Here is a 25,502-nt window from a genome sequence, read left to right as displayed (position 1 = left end):
CCATCCCATCAAACCTCGTCCCATACACCCCCGTGCATGGGAAAAGATAAGGAAGGGTGGCTAATGAACCCTATTCAGACTGTGTTCCTATTGGGGCAAATAGAAACAATGCAATCAGGATCGCCGGTGCAGGATCACTCCCAGGTGCCATCGGGGTTATAGCCGTAATCGGCCATGAATGCCCCGCACACATCGTTCACCACGTCCCGGATATGGGGCGCAAGAGGCGACAGGCGGCTTTGCAGGTCGATCGGCTGATGATACTTGGGCGAAAACCACGGATCGGCCGAAGCGGCGGCCGAGGCCTGATGCTTGTCCTTGCCCCAGATCGTATCCGGGTCAATGCCGGGAAGGTCCGTGAACTTGCGCAGGGCATCAAGGGTTTCAGGCGCGTTCAGATCCTCATAGCGCAGACAGAACAGCGCGTCCTGCAAGACCGGGCTTTCCAGGTGCTTGTAACTGTTTAGATAATCATTGACGGCGAACTCAATCAGCTCATCATCAAAATCATCGCCCCGGCGTTCCACCACCTCCTGCAACGAACGCACAACATTATGGGGGTGGCGCACGACGGTCACGAACCGGGTCGGCCAGCCCATGACCTGATGCATCTGGGGAAACAGCGGGGTCAGCAGAGGATCCTTGACGCACAGCACGCGGGGAAAGCCCAGAACCCGCGAGATATGGCTCATCTGCATATGCAGCAGCTTGCGGATGTGCAGCTTGAAATGTTCCGGTTCGCTGAAAAAGCTCTTGGTGTGAACCTTCCAGGTTTTCATGCCCACGACATAGGATTCCAGAACCGGGCGCACATAGCCGATCTCGGGGTGGTACCGGTTCACCGCCTCTGCCGTACACAGCAAGGCATGGGTGACGCTGGTGCCCGAACGGGGCGCACCACCGACAAATATCACCTGCCGCGGTGGCTTGCCCTCGGGCGGGGTCTCAGTTTTTTGCGTCATCGAGTTCTCTCCTTGCGCGGTGAGGGATGATTTAGTGGCAAGGAACAGGTTTGACCAGTGGGGTTTGGGTGGTCCTTCACTGTTCTTCGTCTTTCCATTTCATGATGGTTTCGAGTGCGGATTGCATGTTTTGGGCGTGTTCGGGGCTGTCGACGAAGACGGGGGTTCTTGCGGCCTTGCGCAGGCGGGTGGCGAGGGATTTGCGCCGGGGGCGTCGCGGCCCAGGCTGCGGGCCAGGTCGATGTATTCCTCGACGCTGCTGGCCAGCAGTTCGCCAAAGCCCAGGGATGCCACCAGAAACTGATCGATCGAGCGGGTCGAATTCCGGCGCAATGTCACCGGTGGCACCCCGTAAATCAGCGCCAGATGGGTCATCGTCGCGCCCCCATGGGGGAACGGATTAAGGTAAACATCGGCGCAGGACAGGGCCGCCTCGGCCTCGGCCACGCTCAACTCACCCAGAATGCGGATGCGGGCCGGGTCCAGCCCGACCTCGGCCGCGGTGCGCGCCACCTGCACGTTGAACGCAAACGCCAGGCTGCGCGCCGCCCAGCCCGGATTATAGGGCGCCAGCAACAACACCCCATCCGGCACATCCACCACCGCCTGCATCATCGCGCGCAGGCTGTCGTGGCGCAGTTTCATCGACGACCCGGCGTTCATCATCACCACATCGCTGTCGGCCAACCCCAGCGCCGCCCGGTCCAGCGCCGGGCGTTCGCGCGGCTGCAAGGTGTTGAGATAGGCAATCACCGGCCCCGGCACCCGCAAAAGACGCTCGGAATGCTGGGCCTGCGCCACCTCCTGAGCCGGATCATCACTTTCGCCAGTGATCACCGCATCGAAGGACGGATAACCCATGGCCATGGGCAGGTGCGAATTCAGCACCACCTGCACCGGCGCCACCCGGTGAAACAGCGCCAGATCCATCGCTTGAATGCCATAGGTCGTGGCGTTGGCATAGGCAAACACATCCAGATCGTCGGCCAGTATCCGCGCCCTTATGCCCGACGGATCGCCGGGCAGGTCGCGCCGGTGCGCGATCACGCTGTCAAACCGGGCATCGAACGCCGGATCGCGGCTGACCACCCGGTCGCGGAACCCCACGGAATAGGCGAACACCTCGTACCTGGCCGGATCCAGACCCTGCACAAAGGCGACCACCGCCTCGCTGTCGGGGCCTTTTTCAAAGGTCCGGCACAGGATGCCGATCCGCCGCCGCCCGGCAGGCGCCCCTGACACGGGGGCCTCGGGGCGCATCTGTACCCGGGGGGTGCCGCTGCGCAGGGCGACGTGGTCCAACACCCGGTTGCGCGCGCCCTGCACGGCGTTCAGCGGCACATCCACCAGCAACAACTGCCCCAGGTCCAGCCCCGAAATCAGCCGCAGCAGCCGCGCGCGCAGTTCCCCCTGCGCGCCCGTGGTGGCCCCCTGCGTCGCGTCCAGACCATCGGCGACCCAGTTCAGCAGGGCCGCCACATGGGCCACCCAGCCCGCGTCATCGCCCGCGCGGTACAGGAACGGCGGCAGGCTCGCCCAATGCAGCCAGCGTTCCAGCACATCGCGGGGCAGCGCCAGCGGGTCGCGCGGCAGGGGCACGCGCCAGTTTTCCAGCAGCAGCATCCCCAGCATCAACAGGCGCCGCGCGTCGGTTATGTCATCCGTGTCGTCGTCACGCTCCTCTGTTTCGCCCGTCGCCAGGGCCTGCAACCGCGCAAGCACCCGCGCCGCAAGCGCCTGTTCCGCGTCGTCAAACCCTGCAAAGGCAAGATAGCCCGACCGCAGATTACGCCCGTAATCCTTAAAAAACCGTTCATCCCAAAGCTGCGAAAGCGCCCCCTCAGACGCCTCCGAAACCCCAAAAACCGCCCCCCGCCGCAACCCCGAAAGCCGCGCCGAAAACCCCTCCGGCGTCCCCCCCGCAACAACGGCCCAGGCCCCCGTCAATACATCCGCTGAATGCGTCAAAGCATAAAGACCGGAAAAATGACCGGAAAGCGTGGTGGGCAGGGTTTCATCGCGGCTGGAAAAGAAGGCCGTGATGTTTTCAAGGGGCAGGGTGAAATGCGCCTCGCGGCGGGGCAGGGTCGCCCCGGCACTGCCCTGCAACTGCCAGCCGGCCAGGCTGATCATTGACAGCCCGCTGAGCCGCCCGAGCAGATCGGCCCGGTGATAATCTGTTCCCGGCGCATTGCTGAGCAGGACATGCACCGGGCATCCGGGCCGCGCAAAACCCAAAGCCGCCCAATGGGGGCCATCGGCCAGCACGATTTCATCGGCCCCGGCAATTTCGCGCACCAGATCGCCAAACGACAGGGCATCCGGGTGAATGGTCACAAAGCCGAACCCGCTCAGGGCCTTGGTCACGTCCTCAAGATTGAGGATGCACCGTTCTTTCTGATCCGCATTCACCACGAAAATCCGCCGCCCCGGAATTGCGGCACCGCCCAGGCCCATCTGGCGGGGGATGGCGTTCAGACGTTCGATCACGGCGGGATGCAGGCACAGGGCCGCCGGCCCCGGCTGGGCGGCGGGGTCGGTTTCGACCCGGGGGGTGGCCAGATGATTGGCCATATCCGCCACGAAAAGCTGTGCCACCTTTACCGTGGTCCCCCGCGACAGGCGCAGGACCGGATGCTCGGGCAACAACAGGCGCAGGGCCTGATAGTGCTGATCGGGCAGATCGTCTTCGGTCAGAAGGGGCGTGTCCGGGGGGCGATTTCGGCGGCGGCCAGAACCCGTGGCAAGACTTCGAGCAGGAAATGATCGAACGTCCCGCTGCGGCTGCCGCAGGCCATGATCGCCCGGCCCAGCCCCTGTTCGCCGTGCAAATGGCGCAACAGCACCGCGCCCTTGCGACAGGCCACCACAGCGGTGCCAGAGCGCAGGGCCAGATCGGCATTGCCCGCCTCGGCCGTACCGGGAAGGGGGCCGCGCTCGGGGCCTTCGGCCTGCCAATGGCCATCAGAGGTCAGAAACCCGTCGGCCCCGCCAATCACCGTGGCCCCGCGCCACAGGGCCGCGCCAACGGCGGGGGCCCGATAGCGAACAGCAGGCGGCGCCAGATAGAACCCCGCCATCACCGCCGGGCGCGACAGGGCCACATCGGCGGCAGGATACAGCGCCCGGGCATCGCTGGGCGCCCCCTTGGCCCGCTCCTTGACCATGGGCGCACGGCGCACGCTCAGGGTCGGATGGGCCGCCCCCCAGTCGGGGTGGATCGCGGCCAGCAGGACGGCCTCAGGCTCGCCCACGGCGGCATTGGTGGTGAACAGGGCCCGGGCGGTGCGCACCCCCATGGCCCGCGCGGCGCCGTCATGGGGCAGAACCGTGCGAAACGCCCCTGCCCCGCGCGCCACATAATCCAGCAGCGGCGAGCCCCCCGGCATCGCGCAGATACCGCCGGTAATAATCGTTGCCGTCAAAGAACAGATGCGGCAGCCGCCCCTCGTATTGCCCGTATGTCAGGTAATGCTGCAACGGGTTCAGGTTTGCCGCCGCGACATCGGGGCTGTTGGCCAGATAGACCTGGGTGGAAAACCACGGGTGGGCATCCAGATTTTCGGCCGTGGCCCGTTCGGTGAAATAGCGGGTGGGATGCTGCCCGCCCTGTGCCACCCAGGGGGCCTGGGCCAGAATATGCGCCACACTGATCAGCGGGTGGGTGTCGATATTGTCAAGCCGCCCCTGCACCATATCCATCAGAACCGGGCGGGCGTTATGGATCAGAACATCGGGCCGGCGCCGCGCCACATGGGCGGGCAAGACAAAGGGGTGCGGGCCCTGGTCGGCGCGGTTGCCCTCGATCAGATGCGCCCAGAGCAGGTTGGGGGCGCCATGGCCATAGCGCGCCTGTTCCGTGCCACAGAAATGGACCGGGTCAAACAACAGCGCCGGGGCGGGTTCATCGGGGCCGGCCTTTGGGCGGGACAACCACCAGATCAGGGCGGCAAGGGGATCGTCCCCCCATTTTTCAAGCTTCCCGGCCTCGATCAGGGGGTGGGGCGACAGCCCGTCTTGCGCGCCGGTTTCAAGAAAATGCAACACCAGCGGCTGATCCCGGGGCGGCAGGGCCAGCGCCCGGGCATAATGCGCCGGATCAAACAGGGGATGGGGCGGCGTATCGGCAGCATCCTGCGCCAGATAATGCTCCAGAACGGTTTTGGGGGTTTTGTCCCCCTCCATGGGGGTAAGGAACCGGGCGCAATAGGCCGGCACGAACAGGGCATGGGGCACATGGCCCCGGGTCTCGCCGTACAGGGCATAATGGGCCAGAAGCCCGGTCTGGGGGCGATCGGCAGGGGCAAGGTTGGCGGAGTAATGGTTTGGGTGAAACAGCGGATTGGGCGCGCGGCCCTCGGCCTCGCCCCATTTCAGGTAATGCTCAAGGGGGTCTTCGCCCGCCTTGGCCACATCGGGATTAAGGCGCAGGTACCATTCGCCGTCGAACAGCGGGGCGGTGGCGGCGCGGATCTGTTCGGGCGGGATCGCCTTGGTCATCGCCCCTTCGGTGACATCCAGAATCCGGGTCAGGCGGCGGCCGAAGGCCTCGGGTGACAGGCGACGGTTGTAACGGGCGCGCGCCAGGGGCGGCAGGGCGCTTTGCGGCCCTTTCAGGGCGGCCGCCAGCGTGGCGGGGTCTTGCCAGATCAGGGCCGACAGGGCCGCATCCCCCGGCAGCACCGCATCGGCATGCAGGGCCACGGGTGTTCCGCCCTGGAGCGCCTCGGCCAGACCATAGGTTTCAATGCCCGGCAGCGCCCCCAGAAACAGATCGACCCGGTGCCAGCGCAGGGCATTGGCAATGGAAAGTTCCAGACCGGTAAAGTCGAGCCTGTCGCTGTCCCCCGCATCTTCCAGCGCCTGTTGAAGGGCTGAGACAACCGGATCCGCCACCGGGCCAAAGTGCAGATGCCGCCCGCCGCCTTCCCGGATCAGGGGGATCAGAAGATCGGCCAGAACGCGCGCCTCGGCCTGAGACATGTCACGCAGATCACCGCTTGAGGCGGTAACCGGCCCGGTCAGCGCCGAGGGCGCCATGCGGGTCAGGGCTTGGGTCAGATGCCTTTGCCCGTGGCGCAGCCGTCTGAGAACGCCGCGCAGGCCCTTGCCCTGCTCTGCCCTGCTGTCGCTGATCACCGGCGCCTGGGCCGGATCATAGCCTTTCGGCAGATGGGCCAGCCGCAGGCGCGCCCTGCCCCCCAGCGCCGCAAACGCCGCGCGCAGCATTGGTTTTTGCGCCGGGTGCGCCACCAGATGGGTGGCCTGCGCCAAGCCCGCCCCCATCAGTTGCGGCGCAAGACCATCGCCGCCTTCGGTGTGGTGCAGCAAATACAGCCGCCGCCCATAGACCGGGGCCAGCAGACGCGCGGCAAGTCCGGCCAGAACATCATCGCGCCGGGCATGGATCATCACCCGTTGCGCCACCAGTGTTTCCAACCGGGTGCGCAGCCACAGCCAGCGATCCAGCAGCCCCGCACCCGGATCGCCGCGCACCACAAAGGCGCCCTGCCCGACCAGCAGGGATTCAGCCTGCGCCCCCGGGGGCGGCCCGGTGAACAGCACCACATGCCGCTCGTGCGGGCGGGCGTGCAGGGCCATCATCAGGGCGGCGCGCTGTTGCAGGGGCATGTCACAGGGCGACACCAGATGGATCGTGGCCGGGCGGTCAAACCCCACCGGGTCAATATCCCCCTGAGCAAGCGGCGCCAGAAGATCAAACAGCGCGCCGTAAGCCGCCGGTTGATCCCCCGGCGCCATCCCCCCATGGCGGGACACCGCCGTGACCAGTGTTTCCAGCGCCAGGGCCGCCTGCGGGGCCGGGGGATCAGCGACAGTCACGACAGCCTGCCCTGTCACAGGGTTTTCACCGTCTGGGCCACGATCCCGGCGATCCGGGTGGCGTCCTCCAGCGACAGATGCGGCCCGATCGGCAGGCTGAGACAGGTGGCGCAGATCTCTTCGGTCACGGGAAATGACATGGCGCCATATTCGGCGGCAAAGGCCCCGCTGTGATGATTGGCCTGGGGGTAATGCAGGGCCGTGGGCACTCCGCGTTCGGCCAAAGCCGCCATCAGATCATCGCGCCGGGGGTGGCGCAGAACATAAAGGTGCCAGGACGATTGCACATCAGGCGAGAGTTTCGGCACCCGCAGCCCCGGCACATCCCCCAGCACCCCGTTGTAAATATCGGCAATGTCGCGCCGCCGCGCCGTCCAGTCGTCCAGATGGCGCAGCTTGACCGACAGGAACGCCGCCTGAAGCGGGTCCAGCCGCGAATTGCCCCCGGCGGTGTCGTGCTGATATTTGACCCGGGCGCCGTAATTGCCCAGCATCCGCACCGCATCGGCCAGATCGCCGTCATCGGTCACGACAGCCCCGCCATCGCCAAAGGCTCCAAGGTTCTTGCCCGGATAGAAACTGAACCCCGCCACATGGCCCAGCCCCCCGGCCATGCGGTTTCCGTCCCGCGCCCCGTGGGCCTGGGCGGCATCCTCGATCAGCACCAGATCACGGGCCTCGGCCAGGGCGCGCAACCCGGTGCAGGGCACGGGGGCGCCGTAAAGATGCACGGGCATGATGGCACGGGTGTGTTCGGTGATTGCCGCCTCGATGCCATCAAGATCGATGTTCATGGTGTCGGGGTCAGCGTCCACCGGCACCGGGCGCGCACCCGCCTGAACCACCGCCAGCCATGTGGCGATAAAGGTATTGGCCGGCACAATCACCTCATCCCCCGGCCCGATCCCCCGGGCCCGCAGGGGCAGCACCAGCGCATCCAGCCCGTTGCCAACGCCAACACAATGTTTTGCCCCGCAATAGGCGGCAAATTCCGCCTCGAACGTGGCCACGGCATCGCCGCCAATATACATGCCCGAGTCCATCAGATCGGCGTAAGCCGCATCCATTTCGGGTTTCAGCGTGTCATAGGTAAATCGAACGTCCAGAAACCGGTATTCGCGCATGTCTCAATCCTGCATTGGCTTGCCCTGACGTACCCATGTCAGGAAATCTTCGTATTCATAAATATAATCGTCCACCTCATAGGGGCGCGAGGCCAGAACGCAGACAACAGTTTCAGGCATCAAAAACCGCAGGCGCCGCCACATGCCGGGGGGGACATAAAGCACCTGCGAGGGGCTGCTCAGGGTAAAGGGATATTGCTGTTGGCCATCGTTCAGGGTGATTTCGGTCTGGCCATGCATGCAGATCATCAACTGGTGCAACCGCTTGTGCCCATGTTCACCGCGCACCGCCCCGATGGGGACATCATAAAGATAATATATACGGGCAATATCAAAGGGCAGATCCCCCCTTCCAGAACCCCCAGAGAGCCGCGCCCATCCACAAATGCCGGAGCATCAAGAAGATGTGGACCCTTGGCGGTTGTCTCGGCGTCCTGCATTCCGGGCCTCTTGTGAAATAGGGTATCTGTAAAAAACAATCTGACGCGAAAATCGCGGGGCTGCCCATCGCTATACGACGATGTTCATTGCTCTTCAACCGAGGCGCAAAGGGGGGTACCCGTCTGGGCGCGTTATGGTCATCGGTTGGATTGAATATGAAACCGGGATGGGGGATGCGGGGCTCAGGGCGGGTGATCTGGCGCGTTTGGGGGATGCGCAGGGGTTTGGGCCAGAGGCGTGCGTGTTTTTCACAGATTTCTGGGGGCAGGCCCTAAGTTATAAGAATAGTTAAAACAGTTAGACCGAATCGAAAGTGCGATTTCGATGTTTTTTTACAAAGGCTTGCCGCATGGGGGCTGTGTGTGATGCACCGTGTCGCAGTGTGTGATGCACCGCGATTCGTGTGTGTGATGCACCGTGATTCGGGATCTGACCCTGTTTTGAAAGTGTGTGATACACCGTGCCCTGGGAAAGTGTGTGATACACCGTGTCACAGCAACAGGCGGCGCCATTCAAGGCGCAGCACGGGGCCGTTGGCGCCTTTTTCTTCGCTCATGGTATAGGTGGGCAGGGTGTCGCGTTTGATCGCGATGCGCAGATCCCGTGAGAACTGACCAAAGGGGGCGGGTGATCCGGTGCGTTTGTGCAGATCCCGAAAGCTGAAGATCCAGCCTTCGGGATTGTCGGTGCCGTTGCCCGCATGGCGCCGGGCCAGACGATAAAGAAACCTGTCCAGCCCGCTCGACAGCTCAAAATAAAGCGGCGAAATGGCCAGCACCTCCCTGCCCTCCACGACGGCGCGGTGAATCCAGCGCGGCAGGGTCATCTGTGCGCCCAGGGGCCGCCCGTGATCGTCTTCGTCCAGGGTATAATCGGCCAGAAGGTTGAACACCTCCATCCGTTCCTTTTCGCGGCGCCGGATCGTGGTTTCGATCCGCGTTCCCTGAAGCCGGGCAATGGCCGCCTTGAACTGCTGATAATTCTTGCCACCCGTGGCGCGGCCCACGGCCTTGAGCAGGTCATAGGGGCGGAAGGTGATCGTCGCGCCGGGTTTCTGGCCCCGCTCCACCCCGGCGTTGATCTGTGAAATGGCCCAGAGCAGGATGTCGAAATCATAGATGGTGGCGATACCGCCGGTCTGTTCCGAGGCGGTGATCGTCACCTTCTGCCCCGACGGCCCTTCCCAATCGAGCCGCATGGGGCTGCGTTTGGCCAGGCTGACCATGGGGGCCGACATCATTTCGCGGTCATCGCGCAGGGGAATATCCCCGACGATGGCGACGAAAAGGTCAAGTTGTTCGCGTTGGGTGCTCATTTCGGGGCTTGGTAACCGTCCATCAGGATGCGCAGCATGTCGGCATAGGTGCGCCGGTCCTCCTTGCAGATACGCTTGAAGCGGTCAATCACATCCAGCGGGGCCTTGATGCTGATCTGGCCGTCGCGCACCGGTTCGCGGCTGGGCCAGCGTTCGCCGCTGTCGCGGGGCACCGGCGTGGGGGCGGGTTGCGGCACGTCCCTTTGTGCCTTGGTTTCGAATTGTTTCAGGCGGTTCGTATCAAGCGGTTTGGGCATGGCGGCTTTCCTCGAGGATGTCGATTATTTCCGAGACATAGGCCTGGGCGTTCGCCCTGGCCTTGTCGATTCCATTCACGTCGGCGGGGTCAAGCTGACGCAACCCGCCCCCGGCGTTGTGCAGGGATGAAAACGCGGTGCGGCGGTGCAGTTCGGTCTGCATGACCCGGCCCACCTTGGCAAGTTCGCGGTGGATGTGTTTTTCCAGTTTGCTTTTCACCGCAGCCGAGGTGCGGGCAAACAGGATCGCCGTGGGAATGACCCGTCGGCGCGCCCTGCCCTCCATTTCGATTTCCGCCAGGGTTTCCACGGCGGCGTCGGCATCCTGCTGTTCTTCGCCCGAGGGAATGACGACCAGATCGGATTCGGCGATGGCAAATGAGGTCAGCCGGCTGGCGGACCCTTCCAGATCGATGATCACGAATGTGGCGCTGCGCTGTGCGTCGGCGATTTCATCCTGAATGGTGCGTTCGCCCTGGCTGGTGACAACCCGCAGGCCATGGGGCAGGGGGGAAATATCCGCCCAGTGGGACAGACGTTTGGCGGGGTCGGCGTCAATCATGATGACATCCGTCCCTTCGACCAGTTCCGTGGCGAGAACGATTGCGGATGTCGTCTTGCCCGCCCCGCCTTTCGATGTCGCGAATGAAATTACAGGCATGTCTACCTCAGGATATCAATGGTATTGATACGAAATAGTAAGGAACGACAGGTATGTCAACGAATGCCTTACCATGCCAATGGTATGTATTCCGGTGGTACCGTTGGAATACGTAAGAATTACGTTGGTACGGTACAGTACCAGAGAATACCAAAAGGTACCATCAGGTACCTACAGGTGCCGTCCGGTTGTGGAAGGGCCGCCTCAGCCCTTGCCACGGTCGGGCGGGCATGGGGGAAACCATACCTCAGCCATTAAATTCTAGGTGCAGGGGGCTTTATCCAGTAGGATCGAAAGATCACGTCTTGAATATTTTATTACGACAACAAAACAATAATTTGAGGGATAATACAATGCCAATGACTCCGGTAACATGGCTCGATTCCATCATCGCCAACTTTACCACAGGTGGTAATCAATCAGACCCGAACATTCTCCAGTTGAACAACGGCAACATCCTTGTCAGCTGGACCAGCGATTATGATGGCAGTGGGTCGACCAGTTCGGGGTCCAATGCCGGGCACGATATCATCGGGCACATCTTCAGCCCTCTTGGCACCCCGGTGGGCAGTGAAATCCTGCTGAGCACGGCGTTTACCGGCGGCACGGTGGGCCGGCAGCAGGCCGATATCGGGGCGCTGCCCGATGGCGGGTTCATCGTCGCCTATGAGGAGGCGTCGGACACCACGCGCCCCTTTGCCTCAATCCGGATCGAAACTTTTGATGCCTTCGGCACGCCGGTGAATTCCAACGCCTTCGTCACCGATTCCTCGCCCAACTTCTTTAATTTCTCAAACCCCAATCTGGCGGTCGGGGCGACCACGGTGATGGTGGCCTATGACAAGGCGTTCGGTGTTGGCGACACCGATGTAGTGTTCCGCATCTACACCCCCGCCACCAATACCTTCAGTGACGAGTTCATTATCGATGCCCGCATCGATTTTCAGGCCGATCCCGATGTGACGGTGTTGGGCAACGGCAATTTCGTGGTGGTCTATACCGACAAGTTCAGCACCGGCGATTCCGAGATCAAGATGCGGATCTACGACGCGAACGGCAATTCCCAGCGCGACGAAACCCCGGTCGGCCAGCATGTCACCAATGAACCCGATTCCGATCCCCATGTGGTGGGCCTGACCGGTGGCGGCTTTGCCGTGTCCTGGAACAACAGCGATGGCACCGACAATGATGTCTATGTGCAGATCTTCAACACCACCGGCAATCCGGTGACCGGACGGATCGGTGTCAACGACGAGGGCGACACCGACGTCAACAGCCGCTCGAACATCGTCGATCTGCCCGACGGCGGCTTCATCGTGTTCTATGAGGATGCCGAGACCGATAATGAGGGCGGGCGCGGTCAGCGGTTCGACGCAAACGGTGCGCCGGTCGGCGACAGCTTCATGTTCAACATGACCAGGGCCTGGGATGTCGAGGCGGTGCTGCTGGGCGACGGGCGTGTTGCGCTGACCTATTGGGACGATGAGATCAAGCTGCACATCGTCGACAGCCGCGACATGGCCAATGACCCGGGCGTTTATACCCCCGATCAGTATCAGGTCGGCACGGTCCTTGACGATACGATCAACGCCGATGCGATTTCCGAATTCGTTGCGGCCTGGGATGGCAACGACACGATCAACGAATCCGGGCAAGAGCGGATGTATTCCGGCGGCAAGGGTGACGATCTGTTCAATGTCACCTCGATCATCGACAGCGATGTCCATGACGGCGGCGAAGATATCGACACCATCGATTGGAGCGGGTCCAGCGAAAGCGGTGCCACCTTCGATCTGGGCAACGGTACCGCCACCAACGCCGATGCCTCGGCGGCCGAAGCCATGATGAACTTCGAAAACTTCATCGGTACAGAGTTCGCCGAAACGATCATCGGCAGCAACGACGCCAACATGATCGACGGGCGCGGCGGAAATGACACGATCACCGGCCTCGGGGGCGACGATTCCCTGATGGGTGGCAGTGGCGAGGATTCGATCGACGGCGGTGCTGACAACGATACGGTTTCTGGGGGCGATGATGCCGATGTTCTGATGGGCGGTGACGGCGAGGACAGCCTGATGGGCGATGAGGGCGCCGACAGCCTGATGGGCGACGGCGGCAATGACACCCTGGACGGCGGCGCTGACAACGATACCATGATGGGCGGGGATGATGAAGATTCCCTGTCCGGCGGCACTGGTGATGACAGCCTGATGGGCGGCGCCGGCAGCGATATGCTGATGGGCGGCGACGATAACGACATGCTGAGCGGCGGCGACGATGCCGACACGTTGATGGGCGAGGCGGGCAACGACATGCTGGATGGCGACGCGGGCGCCGACAGTCTGGACGGCGGCGGCGGCAACGACACCCTGGACGGCGGCACGGCAGGGTCGGGGGCCGATACTCTGGCGGGCGGCGCCGATGACGATGTGTATCTTTATGAAGATGCCGCCGACACGGTGGTCGAGGCGGCAGGCGAAGGCACCGACGAGGTGCGCACCAGCCAGAGCCACACCCTGAGCGACAATGTTGAAAACCTGGTCTTGCTGGGCGGTGGCGATGTGAACGGCACCGGCAATGCCGGTGACAACATGATCACCGGCAACAGCGGCAACAACCGGCTGGATGGTGGCACCGGAACCGACACGTTGGTCGGGGGTCTGGGCGATGATGTCTATGTCACCGATGGCGGGGATACCGTGGTGGAAACCAGCGGCGGCGGCACCGACCGGGTGGAAAGCAGCGCGGATGTCACCCTGAGCGCCAGCGTTGAAAACCTGACCCTGACAGGCACCGATGCGATCAACGGCACCGGCAATTCTCTGGCCAACATGATCATGGGGAACAATGCGTCGAATATCCTGGACGGGGCCGGTGGCACCGACACGATGATGGGCGGCGGTGGCGGTGATGTCTATATCACCGACGGCGGCGACACGATCAGCGAAACCGCCGATGGCGGGGTGGACCGGGTGGAAAGCAGCGTTTCCCATACCTTGGAAACCAATCTGGAAAACCTCACCCTGACGGGTCTGAATGCGATCAACGGCACCGGCAACGAACTGGCCAACATGCTGATCGGTAACGGGGCTGCCAATGTTCTTGCGGGGCTGGTCGGGGCCGACACCATGGCCGGGGGCGCGGGCAACGACACCTATATCGTCGATAGCCTGGACACGATCATGGAAGCTGCGGGTGAAGGGACCGACCAGGTGCAATCGTCCGACAGCTATACTCTGGGTGACAACCTTGAAAACCTGTTGCTGACCGGGGCGGGCAATATCGCGGGCACGGGTAACGCGCTTGCCAATGAAATCATCGGCAACAGCGGCAACAATATGCTGGATGGCGTTGCGGGCGATGACACCATGCGGGGCGGCGCGGGCGATGATCGCTATAACGTCGATTCGGCGGGTGACGTGGTGGACGAGCTTGCCAGTGAGGGGCAGGATTCGGTGTTTTCCAACGTCGAATCCTATACTCTGGGCGCCAATGTCGAGGATCTGTTCCTGAATGGCCCTGCTGCGCTCAATGGTATTGGCAATGCCGGGGACAACAGGATCGAAGGCAACGGATCAGGCAACCGCCTGGAGGGCAAGGAGGGCAACGATACGCTGCTTGCAGATGAAGGCGACAACACCGTTCTGGGCGACGCTGGAAATGACAGCATCACAGCCGGGTCCGGCGATGATTTCATCGGCGGCGGGGCTGGCAATGACAGCATTAGCGTGGATGGCGGGACCAACACGATATATGGCGGCTTTGGCAATGATACCGTCAATGGCGGCACCGGCGATGACCAGATTTTTGGCGGCGGCGGCGGGACCAACCTGCTGCGGGGTAACGACGGCGATGATGAAATCACCGGCGGTACCGGCAATGATTTCCTTGCCGGTGGCGAAGGAAACGACGCGATCGGCGGCGTTTCGGGGACGAACCGGATTTACACCGGGCTGGGGAACGACACCGTCACCGGTGGCTCTGGCAACGATAATATCTTTGGCGCAGGCGATGGCACCAACCGGCTGTTCGGCAATGTCGGCGATGACACGATCCGCGCCGGTGCGGGCGGTGATTTCATGGGCGGCGGTGCCGGCAACGACACCGTACTGGGGGCCGGAGGCAACGACACGGTCTATGGCGGTGCGGGCAATGATTTCATCGGTGGTGGGGCCGGCAATGACCTGTTGTTCGGTTCGGCAGGGGCGAACAGGATCTTTACCGGGCTGGGCATCGACACTGTTCAGGGGGGCACCGGCAACGATACGATCTATGGGGCCGGAAGCGACGTGAAAACCAACTACGGCAACGGTGGCAACGACGTGGTCTATGGCGCGGCGGGCGATGATCTGCTGGCCGGTGGGTCGGGCAACGATTCAGTGTACGGCTTTGACGGTGACGATCTGATCTATCTTGGAACCGGCAATGATTTTGTCGGCGGCGGGGCCGGCGATGACAGCATCACCGCCGGGGCCGGCAGCAACCGGATTTACGCCGGCGAAGGCAATGACACCGTGAACGCGGGGGTCGGGCGCGATGTGATCACCGGCGGGACCGGGGCGGATGTCTTTGTGTTCAACTCTGCCGCCCAGGCCGGGATCGGTGGCGCGCGCGACGTGGTTACCGATTTTCAGGTCGGGGTGGATCACATCGATCTCTCCAATCTGAACCTGACCTTTGTCGGGGCAGGGCCCATCACCGGCGGCTCGGCGCAACTGGCCTATCTCGGGGGCGGGGCGACCGGGTTTCTTGTGGGCGATGTTGATGGGGACGGAACCAATGATTTCGCCATCGAACTCTCCGGCGCCCCGGGCCTGACGGCGGGCGATCTGATCCTGTAAAAACCCGCCCCCCCCGAAACGGGGCGGCCCATCTTTGCACACCTCTCAGGCAGATCCGCCCAACACCGGGCGGGTCTGTTTTCGTGTTGCGAGGGGGGATGCATCATTTGTCACAGACGGGCGCCCTGGGCATTTGATCTGCTGGGAGGTTGCAGAACATGGAAGGTATTGTTTAAGCTTGGGGTTTGCCCATTGAGAAAGAATAAGCGGGAGTTTTTGTAATGAGTGATATTTATGGAACCGAAGGCGAGGACAGCATCACCACGGGCTCCTCGGCCGATATAATTTATGCGGGCGGGGGAAATGATCATATCCTCTTTGGGGAAACTCATGGAGGCAGTAGCGAACAAATTGATGGCGGTGAGGGGTTCGATACCGTCGAGGTTGAATTGCACGTTCCCAATTATAACGGGCGCGTGGCGGACTGGGCGTTTGAGCAGGTGGATCCGGTTCTGTTCGGCGGCTATGACACCCGCATCCAACTGGTTGAACGGACCGTCTCCAATGGTCAGAACAGCCCGGTTTCCCAGGCTGTGGTGCGCAATGTCGAAGCGGTTCAAGGCCCCGACGGCACCGTCATGAACGTTAATTGGCCCGATCTTGATTTGTTGGCCAAGACAACGCCGATCATCGAGGACAGCACCAGTGTTGTCCGGGCGGACCCCTCTTATAATCTGATTACCCTGGCCGATCGCAGCGTTGTTCAGGTGCTCCATGAACGCGACAACAACAGCGACACCGATCAGACATTCACCCTGCGGGCCTTGAACGATGATGGTCAGGTCATCTGGCAAACCGGCCCGATCGGCCGGGGCGAAGGCACAACCGCGGATAACGCCGAACATTACACGACAACCTCCAACACCGCCCGTCTGACGGCCCTGGCGGACGGTGGCTTTGCCATGGTCTGGCTGGAACTGGTTGATGTGGCGGACAGGAATGTGGATCAATACGGCAACGTTTACCTTCAGGTCTACAATGCCGATGGCAGCGCCCGGGCCGCCCCGAACATCATCCTGAAAAGCGATTATATCGCGGCGGAACATCTTTCGCTTGAGCAGCTTTCCGATGGCCGCCTCGCGGTGCTGGGCAACGCGCGCTATGACATGGCGACGTGGTATGTCGGGCTTGACGGGGTTGTTACCGATTCCAAGGTTTTCGATCTGAACAAAGGCTCAACCGACAATCATCGGCTTGTCGCGCTGGAGGGGTCACAATACCTGATTTACGAGGATGATGAACGCCTGCCCGGGTCCGATATCGACACCAGTTTCATCATGATGAACAAGCTGGACAGCAACGGGCAAGAGGTGTCGTCCGTCCGGCTGCACAAGTTTGCCGAAGGCACGTCCCTGTCTTTTGTCAGTGCCGCACGGCTTGATGCCGATACGCTGGTCATGGCCGTGGTGACCGATGATCGCGACGTTTATTTGGTGCAATATGACGCCGACACCGACACAAGCACCACCCGCAAGCTGGACCTGCCCTATGACGGGCGCCACGGCAACAATCTCATTTCGCTGATCGAAGACCCCGATGGCGGGGCCTGGCTGAGCATGGAATTCTATTCCGGGAATGATCCCGCAGGGGCGGCCCATACGGCCCATGCATTCACGGCTTTTCTGGATGAAGACGGGCAGGAAGGCGAATGGTTTGACGCCACCGATTATGCCGGCGCGGACGGCAATCACTATCGCCCCGCCGTGGCCCCCACCGCATCGGGGATATTGGTGACATGGGAAGAATCCGGCCATGAAATCGGCCGGATCGCCTATAACCTTGCCGACAGCTTTACCCCCGAGGTGGGCAGCGCCGGGGCCGACATCCTGCCGGGCACCGCGGGTGATGACAGCGTCACCGCCGGGGCGGGCGACGATCTGGTGATCCAGAGCGGCGGCACCGACCGCTATGACGGGGGCGCCGGGTTTGATTTCTTCCGCATGGGCGATGGTGGCGGTGTCGCGTCGCTGATGCAGGGCTATACCGATGCCACAGACGGATCACAGACCCGCAGCGGGCTGGCGCATTTCGAAGCCATCGAAGGGGGCGCGGGCGACGACCTGATCGAAGGGGACGGTGGCCGAAACAGCCTGACCGGCGGCAACGGCGATGACACGATCACCGGGTTCGGCGGGGCCGATGTCCTGATCGGTGGGGCCGGGGCCGACGTGCTGGCCGGCGGGGCCGGTGATGATGTTTACTTTGCCGATGCCAGCGACACGATCACCGAGGCCGAGGACGACGGCACCGACCTTGTGATAACCGGGCAATCCCACAGCCTGAGCGCCAATGTCGACAACCTGACCCTGACAGGCACCGGCGATATCGACGGCACCGGTAACGTCCTTGCCAATGGGATAACGGGCAACAGCGGCGCCAATGTTCTGGACGGCGGCGAAGGTGCCAACACGTTGCTGGGCGAAGGTGGTGACGATATAATCACGGCGGGGTCAGGCGATGATTTCATCGGTGGTGGCGCGGGCGATGACAGCATCACCGTGGAGGACGGCGCCAACACGATCTATGGCGGCCTTGGCAACGACACCGTCAATGGCGGCGCGGGCGATGATGCAATCATTGGCGGCGGGAACGGGGCCAACATGCTGTTGGGCAACGATGGCGACGATACGGTGTCCGGCGGCAGTGGCGATGATTTCCTTGCCGGGGGGCTGGGGATGACCTGATCACCGGGGTTGCCGGGGGGAACCGCATCTTCACCGGGCTGGGCGATGACACGGTCAACGGCGGCACGGGCAATGATGATATCTTTGGCGCAGGGGACGGCACCAACCAGTTTTTCGGCAATGGTGGCGATGATGTGATCCGCGCCGGTGCCGGCGGTGATGTCATGGGCGGCGGCGCTGGTAACGACACTGTATTGGGGGACGTCGGCAACGACACGGTCTATGGCGGTGCGGGCAATGATTTTGTCGGTGGCGGTGCGGGCGATGACCTGCTTTATGGATCGGCGGGGTCAAACCGGATCTATACCGGGCTGGGCAATGACAGCGTTCAGGGCGGCACCGGAGATGACAGCATTATCGGGGCCGGGGATGCCAGCAGTGTCAATCTGCTTGTCGGCAACGGCGGCAATGACGTGATCCATGCCGGGGCCGGGGATGACATTCTTGTCGGCGGTGCGGGCGATGACCGGCTCTTTGGCGGGACCGGGGCCAACACGATTTACCTTGGGTTGGGCGATGATTTCGTCGGTGGCGGTGCTGGCGATGACATGATCACCGCCGGGGCCGGGGATAACCGGATTTACGGCGGTGTGGGCGATGATACCGTGAATGCAGGTGCCGGAACCGATGTGATCACGGGCGGGGCAGGGGCGGATGTCTTTGTGTTCAACAGCGCCGCTGATGCCGGAATTGGCGCCGGGCGTGATCTGATCACCGATTTCGAGCTTGGCGTGGACCAGATCGACCTTTCCGCCCTGAACCTGACCTTTGTCGGGGCAGGGCCCATCACCGGCGGATCGGCGCAACTGGCCTATCTTGGGGGCGGGGCGACAGGGTTTCTTGTGGGCGATGTTGATGGGGACGGAACCAATGATTTCGCCATCGAGCTCTCCGGCGCCCCGGGCCTGAGCGCGGGCGATCTGATCCTCTAACACCGGAGGCCACCCCGGAAACGGGGTGGCCCATCTTTGCACGCAAAACATGTGCCGGGGCCGAGCGGGCCTTTTCCGCCTGTTCCATGTCCTCTGCCCAAGCGGCCAGAAACGCGGTTTCGGCCTCGGGGGTAGGGTGACGGGGGCGCAGAGTAACGGCCAGCAGATCGTCACCTCGACCGGGAACACATCGCACAGCCGCGCCAGCCCGAAATCAGGCAGAACCGGTCGTCCTCCAGGCGCACGGGCATAGGCCAATTCATGCGACAGCCGTTCCAGCGCCGTGCCGGTGGACCTGTCGGCGGCCACCTCTGCGGTGGGCATGGATGAACAGACCGGGCCGGGCCTTCCCGGGCTGGCGGACAGCACAAAAGGGTGAAGGGGCGTTAACCGAACGCTCTGCTGAGGGGCGGTTAACGGGCCGGTGGGCATAGTCGGGGCGAACCGAAGTTTGCGCAAGGATCCCCCGTCATGTCCGATACCACCGCCCGTCTGGGTCTGCCGATGATCGCACCGGCCCAGGCCCAGAAACATGTCACCCACAACGAGGCGCTGCGGATCCTGGACGGGATCATCCAGCTGGTTCTGGCCGGCGTCGGCACCAATACGCCGCCCGCCAGCCCCGCAGCGGGCGAGATGCATGCCATCGGCGCCACCCCCACCGGCGCCTGGGACGGACAGGCGGGGCGATTGGCACAATGGGACGGCAGCGCCTGGGCCTTCATCACCCCCCGTGAGGGCTGGCGGGCCTGGGATGGGGGCGCAATGCGCGACCTGATTTTCGGATCGGGCGCCTGGGCCACGCCCCCGCCGATTTCCAGAATGTCGCCGGCGTCGGAATCAACGCCACCTTCGATGCCACCAACGCCCTGTCGGTGGCCGCCGCTGCCACCCTGCTGAGCCATGGGGGCAGTGACCACCGGTTGAAGATCAACAAGGCGGATGCGGGCGATACCGCATCGCTGCTGTATCAGAACGGGTTTTCCGGGCGTGCCGAAATCGGGCTGGCGGGCGATGACAGATTTGCCATCAAGGTTTCGCCCGACGGCACCACCTGGACCAATGCCATGGCGGTCGATCCGGCCACTGGCCACGTCAGCGGGGCGGCGGTGCAGGCCAGCGCAACGGACACGACGTCGGGGCGTCTGGCACGGGCGGATTATGCCTTTGGCCCGGGCAATCTGGTGGGTCCGGTCACCCAGACGGGGGGCGTGCCCACGGGTGCGGCGATCGAGCGCGGCATAAACGCCAATGGCGAATATGTGCGGTTTGCCGACGGAACCCAGATCTGCTGGCACAAGCTTCTGCTGGGCAGCCCCTCGGGGCCGATACTGCAGGGCAGCTGGACCTTTCCGGCGGCCTTTGTCGGACGGGGGTTCGTTCAGGCAACGCCGATGGATTTCCGTGATGGGGCCGCCTCGGGGCTGGGCAACTGGACGGCGGCAACCCTGGCGATCGCCTCGACCCGGGTTACCAGCGGCGTCAGCACCACCCTGTATTTCGGCCAGACCGGCACATGGAGCGCGAGCGACAAGGCGGATCTGCATGTCGTCGCCTTCGGGCGCTGGTTCTAGGGCCACAGCCCGCGCAACCCTGCGTGCGCAACCCTGCGTTGGTTGGCGACATTCGCCAGACGCGCCATGGCCTCGCGGTATTCCGCAGGGCGTTCAGGAAGGCTCCGGCCGCTGTCGGGCTGATGGGCACGGGGGCTTCGGTGCGGGGGTTATACGATGAAGGTGCGCAGGTCGATCAGGGACAGGCGGAAATCATGGGTGGGCAGAAACAAGATCAGGTCGCGCCAGGGGGCCTGCAGCGGGATCTGATCGCGATACTGCACCGACAGGGCGTCAAGGTGGCTGGCCTCTTCGGGGCGCGCCAGAAGATGCTTGTCAAAGAAACAATCGACGAAACCCTCCGCGGTGCCGCTGCGCAGACAGGCGCGCATCACCATGATTTCAGGCGCCGCCACCCGCGCCGCAAAGCCCAGAATGCCCGATTGGCCCAGATCGCCCGCCGGCAGCGCCACATGCAGCCCGACCCAGCCGCCCGGATGGGGCCCGGTGCGCGCGTCGAAATCGAAAATCCGCCCCTTTGGGGAGTGGAAACTGCCCGACAATTCCAGCGCCGGATCGGCATGCAGCGCCAGCCCCGGCAGAAACTCGATATCCGGGGCCAGCGCGCCCTCGCGGGTTTCTTCGCGCAGCACGGCAAGGGTATGATTGGCCTGCCCATCGGCGCCGGGGGTGATGCTGTCTGTCATGGGTTTGATCCGTTGTCTTGCGTTTCAGGTGCCTTTGGGGCCGGAGTGCCGTACCGCGTCACTCTACCGTCACGGATTTGGCGAGGTTGCGGGGTTGGTCGACGTCGGTGCCTTTTTCGACCGCCGTGTGATAGGCCAGTTGCTGGATCGGGATGGCATAGGTGATGGCGGCGAAGGGGCTGTTGAACTCGGGCATTTCGATCTTTTGCCACACGCCCGCGCCGCCCTCTTTCAACCCCTTGGCATCCGAGATCATGATGATCTTGCCGCCGCGCGCCATGACCTCTTGCATGTTGCTGACGGTCTTGTCGAACATGGCGTCGTGCGGGGCCAGGACGACCACGGGCATGTCCTCGTCGATCAGGGCGATGGGGCCGTGTTTCAATTCGCCGCTGGCATAGCCTTCGGCGTGGATATAGCTGATTTCCTTGAGCTTCAGCGCGCCTTCAAGGGCCAGCGGATAGAACGCGCCGCGCCCCAGAAACAGCACATCGTCGAACCGCGCCAGATGCTGCGCCACGCCGTGCACCTGCGGCGCGATACCAAGGGCATCCCCCACAAGCCCCGGCACCGCGCGCAGCTGGTCCGACAGGTCGCGCGCACGCGCCGCGTCGATGGCACCGCGCTGGCGGGCCGCCTGCAGCGACAACGCCGCCAGAACCGCCAGTTGCGAGGTGAACGCCTTGGTCGAGGCGACGCCGATTTCCGGGCCCGCCAGGATCGGCAGCGCCAGATCGCTTTCGCGCGCGATACTGCTTTCGGTGGCGTTGATGATCGACAGGATGCGCCCCGCGCGCCCCTTGCAGTACCGCAGGGCGGCCAGGGTATCGGCGGTTTCGCCCGACTGGCTGACGAACAGGCACAGGGTGCGGGTGTTCAGGGGCGGTTCACGATAGCGGAATTCCGACGCGATGTCGATTTCCACCGGGATCTGCGCGATCTGTTCAAACCAGTATTTCGACACGAAACAGGCCAGCGACGCGGTGCCGCAGGCCACCATCACGATCCGGTCGAACGCGGTGAAATCCACGCCGTCCTCCAGCAGATGCTGGCCCTCGCGGTTCTCGGTGTAATACTTCAGCGCATTGACCAGGGTGGTCGGCTGTTCGGCGATTTCCTTGGCCATATAGTGACGATGCCCGCCCTTGTCGGCGCTGGCGGCATCAAGGTTCACCATCTTGCGTGCGCGCGTCACGGACACATGGGTTTCGTCCAGGAATTCCGCCCCCGCCCGGCGCAGGATGGCGATATCGCCTTCTTCGAGATAGGTGATTTCATTGGTCATCGGCGCCAGCGCCAAAGCGTCCGAACCGACGTACATTTCCCCCGTTCCCCAGCCCACGGCCAGCGGGCTGCCCTTGCGGGCGGCGATGATCAGGTCATCCTCGCCCTGAAACAGGAAACACAGGGCATAGGCGCCCTCAAGGCGGGCGATGGTTTCCTTTGCGGCCTCGATCGGGGCAAGGCCGCGGTCCAGATGCCAGTTGCACAGCATGGCGACGGTTTCGGTGTCGGTTTCGCTTTCGGGGGTGATCCCGTGACTTTCGAGAAAATCGCGCAATTCGCGGTAATTCTCGATGATGCCATTGTGCACCACGGCAACACGGCCGCGCTGATGGGGGTGGGCGTTTATGGTGGTGGCCGCACCGTGGGTGGCCCAGCGGGTGTGCCCGATCCCCGCCATCCCCGCCAGCGGGTCATGCACCAGAACATCCGACAGGTTCACCAGTTTGCCCATGGCACGGCGACGATCCAGCTTGCCATTCTGCACCGTTGCAATCCCGGCGCTGTCATAGCCGCGATATTCAAGCCGCTTCAGCCCCTCGACCAGCAGCGGAGAAACCTGATGAGACCCCAGAACACCTACAATGCCGCACATGATGAAAATCCCTGGTTGCTGAAATTATGATTTCTTTGCCTTGAGCGCCAAAAGACGTTCACGGATTTGCCGGGCCAGACCCGGCTTGTTGGTTTGCCGCTGGCGCGCCAGGGCCAGAGCGCCGGCCGCCACATCGGCGGTGATCGTCGACCCGGCCGCCACCATTGCGTGATCGCCCACATCCACAGGCGCCACCAGGGCCGCGTTCGAACCGATAAAGGCCCCCGCGCCGATCCGGGTGTGGTGTTTCAATACCCCGTCGTAATTGCAGGTGATCGTGCCCGCGCCGATATTGGCGCCCGCCCCGACCTCGGCATCGCCGATATAGGACAGATGGCTGACCTTGGCGCCCTCGCCGATCACCGCCTTCTTGATCTCGACGAAATTGCCGATCTTCGCGTCCGGGCCGATCTCGGCGTCCGGGCGCAGGCGGGCATAGGGGCCGACCTGTGCGCCATTGCTGACATGGCAGCCCTCAAGGTGGGAAAACGCCCGCAGGGTGGCGCCGTTTTCCACCGTCACGCCGGGGCCGAAAATCACATGGGGTTCGATCATCACATCGGCGCCGATATGGGTGTCATGGGAAAAATACACCGTCTCGGGCGCGGTCAGGGTGGCGCCGTTCTCCATCGCCTCGATCCGGCGGCGCGCCTGCCAGATCGCCTCGCCCCCCGCAAGCTCGACACGGGAATTGATGCCCAGGGTTTCTTCCTCGGGGCAGGTCACCGCACCGCAGCGCAGCCCCGATCCGTTGGCCAGCCCGACAATATCCGTCAGATAATATTCCCCGGCGGCATTGTCACAGCCCACCTGTGCAATCAGATCGAACAGGGTGGCGCGGTCGGCACAGACCACGCCGGAATTGCACAGGGTGATCGCCAGTTCCGCGGCACTTGCCTCTTTCGCCTCGACGATGCGTTCCAGAGTGTCGCCACGGGTGACCAGGCGGCCGTATTTGCCCGGGTTTGCGGCCTGAAACCCCAGAACCACCACATCGGCGCCCGCCCGGCGCGCGTCCAGCATCGCCTGCATCGTTTCGGGGCGGATAAAGGGGGTGTCGCCATAAAGAATGATCACATCCCCGGCGAAATCCGCCAGCGCCGCACGGGCCTGACCGACAGCATGGGCGGTGCCGCGCTGTTCGCTCTGAAGAACGATGCGCGCGTCCGGGTCATGATCGGTGACCCTGCGCTCTACCAGATCCGCGCCATGCCCCGCCACCACGATGGTCGCCCCCGGGTTCAGCCGCGCCCCCGCCATCATCGCATGCACCACCATGGGCGCCCCCGCGATCGGGTGCAGAACCTTGGGCAGGTCCGATTTCATGCGGGTGCCCTTGCCGGCGGCAAGGATGATCAGGGCGAGGTGGGTCATGAAAAAGCTCTGAAATTATGAAGTGATGAAACAGAAACGCTGGGCCCACCTACCACCGTCATCCCTCAAGCAAAATAGCGCTGTCGTAAATTGAGAAAGCTGCAGGAACTTGTTTGCAAGGGCCATGACCAGGCGGTGTGCAGGATGTCGTCGTTCTATCGTGAAAGCCTTGCCCAGCCGTCCCGGGGCGGGGGCGCCTGAATGGACGCCCCTTCCTTCACCCTTACAGCCCGACGACGTCGATTACGTGGGCATGGTTTGTCAGGGTTTTGTGCAGGTTGGTGAATTCGCGGTGTTTGACCAGCACGCAGATGACGTCGGCCTGTTTCAGGGCTTCCTCCAGCGGGGTCAGGGTGATGGGCAGGGGGGCCAGTTTTTCGGGGAGGTCGTGCACGTTGGGTTCGACGGCCAGCACCTGACAGCCCAGTTTGCCGAAGGCTTCGGTGATCTGGAGGGCGGGGCTTTCGCGCAGATCGTCGATGTCGGGTTTGAACGCCATGCCAAGGCAGGCGACCTTGATGTCCTTCATCGACCGCGACGGGTCTTGCGCCAGGGCCTCGGCAATCGCGACCTTGCCCTTTTCCAGCACCCAGACCGGTTTGTTGTCGTTGCCTTCGCGGGCCGTGCGGATCAGTTTCGCCTCGTCGCGGGCCGAGGCGACGATGAACCACGGGTCCACCGCGATGCAATGCCCGCCCACGCCCGCACCCGGTTGCAGGATATTGACCCGGGGATGGCGGTTGGCGAGGCTGATCAGCTCCCACACGTCGATGTCGAACTTGTCGCAGATGATCGCCAATTCATTGGCAAAGGCGATCTGCACATCGCGCGAGGAATTCTCGGTCAGCTTGCACATCTCGGCGGTGCGGGCGTTGGTGATCACACAGTCGCCCTTGACGATCTTTTTATACATCGCCACGGCCATTTC

At 63.1% G+C, this 25,502-nt stretch carries 18 protein-coding genes; 5 read left to right on the top strand and 13 right to left on the bottom strand.

All coding sequences use genetic code 11. From position 1 onward, the window contains the following. Positions 1-134: 134 nt before the first annotated feature. The 9 genes from AC0L7P_RS18115 to AC0L7P_RS18075 all read right to left on the bottom strand — a co-directional run bounded on the left by AC0L7P_RS18115 (position 135) and on the right by AC0L7P_RS18075 (position 10,601). A complete protein-coding gene (locus AC0L7P_RS18115) occupies positions 135-962 on the bottom strand; it encodes a sulfotransferase family protein (protein WP_473435565.1) in 828 nt (275 codons plus the stop codon). A 99-nt stretch (positions 963-1,061) separates the two neighbouring features. After that, a complete protein-coding gene (locus AC0L7P_RS18110; protein WP_473435564.1) occupies positions 1,062-3,608 on the bottom strand; it encodes an O-linked N-acetylglucosamine transferase family protein in 2,547 nt (848 codons plus the stop codon). Between the two features lie 47 nt (positions 3,609-3,655). Next, complete coding sequence (locus AC0L7P_RS18105; protein WP_473435563.1) at positions 3,656-4,351, bottom strand: hypothetical protein; 696 nt, start codon at positions 4,349-4,351, stop codon at positions 3,656-3,658. Next, positions 4,278-6,821, bottom strand: a complete 2,544-nt coding sequence (locus tag AC0L7P_RS18100; protein ID WP_473435562.1) for a hypothetical protein — start codon at positions 6,819-6,821, stop codon at positions 4,278-4,280. Before AC0L7P_RS18100 ends, AC0L7P_RS18105 begins: the two co-directional genes overlap by 74 nt. Continuing rightward, positions 6,818-7,927, bottom strand: coding sequence for a DegT/DnrJ/EryC1/StrS family aminotransferase (locus tag AC0L7P_RS18095; RefSeq protein ID WP_473435561.1), 1,110 nt, complete (start codon positions 7,925-7,927; stop codon positions 6,818-6,820). The genes AC0L7P_RS18100 and AC0L7P_RS18095 overlap by 4 nt, the downstream gene beginning before the upstream one ends. Positions 7,928-7,930: 3 nt before the next feature. Beyond that, entirely contained in the window at positions 7,931-8,314 is a 384-nt protein-coding gene (locus AC0L7P_RS18090; RefSeq protein ID WP_473435628.1) for a sugar 3,4-ketoisomerase, read from the bottom strand. A gap of 544 nt (positions 8,315-8,858) precedes the next feature. Further along, complete coding sequence (locus AC0L7P_RS18085) at positions 8,859-9,683, bottom strand: replication initiator protein A (RefSeq protein ID WP_473435560.1); 825 nt, start codon at positions 9,681-9,683, stop codon at positions 8,859-8,861. Further along, entirely contained in the window at positions 9,680-9,940 is a 261-nt protein-coding gene (locus tag AC0L7P_RS18080) for a hypothetical protein (protein WP_473435559.1), read from the bottom strand. The genes AC0L7P_RS18085 and AC0L7P_RS18080 overlap by 4 nt, the downstream gene beginning before the upstream one ends. Then, positions 9,924-10,601: an AAA family ATPase gene (locus AC0L7P_RS18075; protein WP_473435558.1), complete on the bottom strand. Its 678-nt coding sequence runs from the start codon at positions 10,599-10,601 to the stop codon at positions 9,924-9,926. The genes AC0L7P_RS18080 and AC0L7P_RS18075 overlap by 17 nt, the downstream gene beginning before the upstream one ends. 353 nt (positions 10,602-10,954) lie before the next feature. Here AC0L7P_RS18075 and AC0L7P_RS18070 point away from each other — a divergent pair, with 353 nt between their 5' ends. The 5 genes from AC0L7P_RS18070 to AC0L7P_RS18050 all read left to right on the top strand — a co-directional run bounded on the left by AC0L7P_RS18070 (position 10,955) and on the right by AC0L7P_RS18050 (position 20,635). After that, entirely contained in the window at positions 10,955-15,445 is a 4,491-nt protein-coding gene (locus tag AC0L7P_RS18070) for a beta strand repeat-containing protein (protein ID WP_473435557.1), read from the top strand. 221 nt (positions 15,446-15,666) lie between these two features. After that, entirely contained in the window at positions 15,667-18,129 is a 2,463-nt protein-coding gene (locus AC0L7P_RS18065; protein ID WP_473435556.1) for a calcium-binding protein, read from the top strand. Beyond that, positions 18,126-19,061, top strand: a complete 936-nt coding sequence (locus AC0L7P_RS18060; protein WP_473435627.1) for a calcium-binding protein — start codon at positions 18,126-18,128, stop codon at positions 19,059-19,061. The genes AC0L7P_RS18065 and AC0L7P_RS18060 overlap by 4 nt, the downstream gene beginning before the upstream one ends. A gap of 471 nt (positions 19,062-19,532) precedes the next feature. Further along, positions 19,533-19,961, top strand: coding sequence for a DUF2793 domain-containing protein (locus AC0L7P_RS18055; protein ID WP_473435555.1), 429 nt, complete (start codon positions 19,533-19,535; stop codon positions 19,959-19,961). After that, on the top strand, positions 19,937-20,635 hold the full coding sequence (locus tag AC0L7P_RS18050; protein ID WP_473435554.1) for a hypothetical protein: 699 nt from the start codon (positions 19,937-19,939) through the stop codon (positions 20,633-20,635). Before AC0L7P_RS18055 ends, AC0L7P_RS18050 begins: the two co-directional genes overlap by 25 nt. A 149-nt stretch (positions 20,636-20,784) precedes the next feature. Here the strand turns inward: AC0L7P_RS18050 and AC0L7P_RS18045 are convergent, their stop codons facing one another. The 4 genes from AC0L7P_RS18045 to AC0L7P_RS18030 all read right to left on the bottom strand — a co-directional run. Beyond that, the gene (locus tag AC0L7P_RS18045; protein ID WP_473435553.1) at positions 20,785-21,321 is read right to left on the bottom strand and encodes a hypothetical protein; all 537 of its coding nucleotides are present in this window, start codon (positions 21,319-21,321) and stop codon (positions 20,785-20,787) included. A 58-nt stretch (positions 21,322-21,379) separates the two neighbouring features. After that, positions 21,380-23,200 carry a glutamine--fructose-6-phosphate transaminase (isomerizing) gene (glmS, locus tag AC0L7P_RS18040; RefSeq protein WP_473435552.1) on the bottom strand — a complete coding sequence of 607 codons (1,821 nt, stop codon included), beginning with the start codon at positions 23,198-23,200 and terminating at the stop codon, positions 21,380-21,382. A 24-nt stretch (positions 23,201-23,224) separates the two neighbouring features. Beyond that, positions 23,225-24,574, bottom strand: coding sequence for a bifunctional UDP-N-acetylglucosamine diphosphorylase/glucosamine-1-phosphate N-acetyltransferase GlmU (gene glmU, locus AC0L7P_RS18035; RefSeq protein ID WP_473435551.1), 1,350 nt, complete (start codon positions 24,572-24,574; stop codon positions 23,225-23,227). A 223-nt stretch (positions 24,575-24,797) separates the two neighbouring features. Next, a partial coding sequence (locus tag AC0L7P_RS18030; RefSeq protein WP_473435550.1) for a nucleotide sugar dehydrogenase occupies positions 24,798-25,502 on the bottom strand: 705 nt, incomplete at its 5' end.

It is taken from the genome of Oceaniglobus sp. K40-3 (assembly GCF_055808395.1).
Note: the sequence above shows the minus strand (reverse complement) of the source record. Positions and strands in the feature narration are given on the sequence as shown.

What these genes read in the sequence shown, in the direction of transcription:
- AC0L7P_RS18115 (WP_473435565.1), bottom strand. Translation starts at nt 962, where the DNA reads ATGACGCAAAAAACTGAGACCCCGCCCGAGGGCAAGCCACCGCGGCAG.
- AC0L7P_RS18105 (WP_473435563.1), bottom strand. Translation starts at nt 4,351, where the DNA reads ATGCCGGGGGGCTCGCCGCTGCTGGATTATGTGGCGCGCGGGGCAGGG.
- AC0L7P_RS18095 (WP_473435561.1), bottom strand. Translation starts at nt 7,927, where the DNA reads ATGCGCGAATACCGGTTTCTGGACGTTCGATTTACCTATGACACGCTG.
- AC0L7P_RS18085 (WP_473435560.1), bottom strand. Translation starts at nt 9,683, where the DNA reads ATGAGCACCCAACGCGAACAACTTGACCTTTTCGTCGCCATCGTCGGG.
- AC0L7P_RS18080 (WP_473435559.1), bottom strand. Translation starts at nt 9,940, where the DNA reads ATGCCCAAACCGCTTGATACGAACCGCCTGAAACAATTCGAAACCAAG.
- AC0L7P_RS18075 (WP_473435558.1), bottom strand. Translation starts at nt 10,601, where the DNA reads ATGCCTGTAATTTCATTCGCGACATCGAAAGGCGGGGCGGGCAAGACG.
- AC0L7P_RS18070 (WP_473435557.1), top strand. Translation starts at nt 10,955, where the DNA reads ATGCCAATGACTCCGGTAACATGGCTCGATTCCATCATCGCCAACTTT.
- AC0L7P_RS18065 (WP_473435556.1), top strand. Translation starts at nt 15,667, where the DNA reads ATGAGTGATATTTATGGAACCGAAGGCGAGGACAGCATCACCACGGGC.
- AC0L7P_RS18055 (WP_473435555.1), top strand. Translation starts at nt 19,533, where the DNA reads ATGTCCGATACCACCGCCCGTCTGGGTCTGCCGATGATCGCACCGGCC.
- AC0L7P_RS18045 (WP_473435553.1), bottom strand. Translation starts at nt 21,321, where the DNA reads ATGACAGACAGCATCACCCCCGGCGCCGATGGGCAGGCCAATCATACC.
- glmS (WP_473435552.1), bottom strand. Translation starts at nt 23,200, where the DNA reads ATGTGCGGCATTGTAGGTGTTCTGGGGTCTCATCAGGTTTCTCCGCTG.
- glmU (WP_473435551.1), bottom strand. Translation starts at nt 24,574, where the DNA reads ATGACCCACCTCGCCCTGATCATCCTTGCCGCCGGCAAGGGCACCCGC.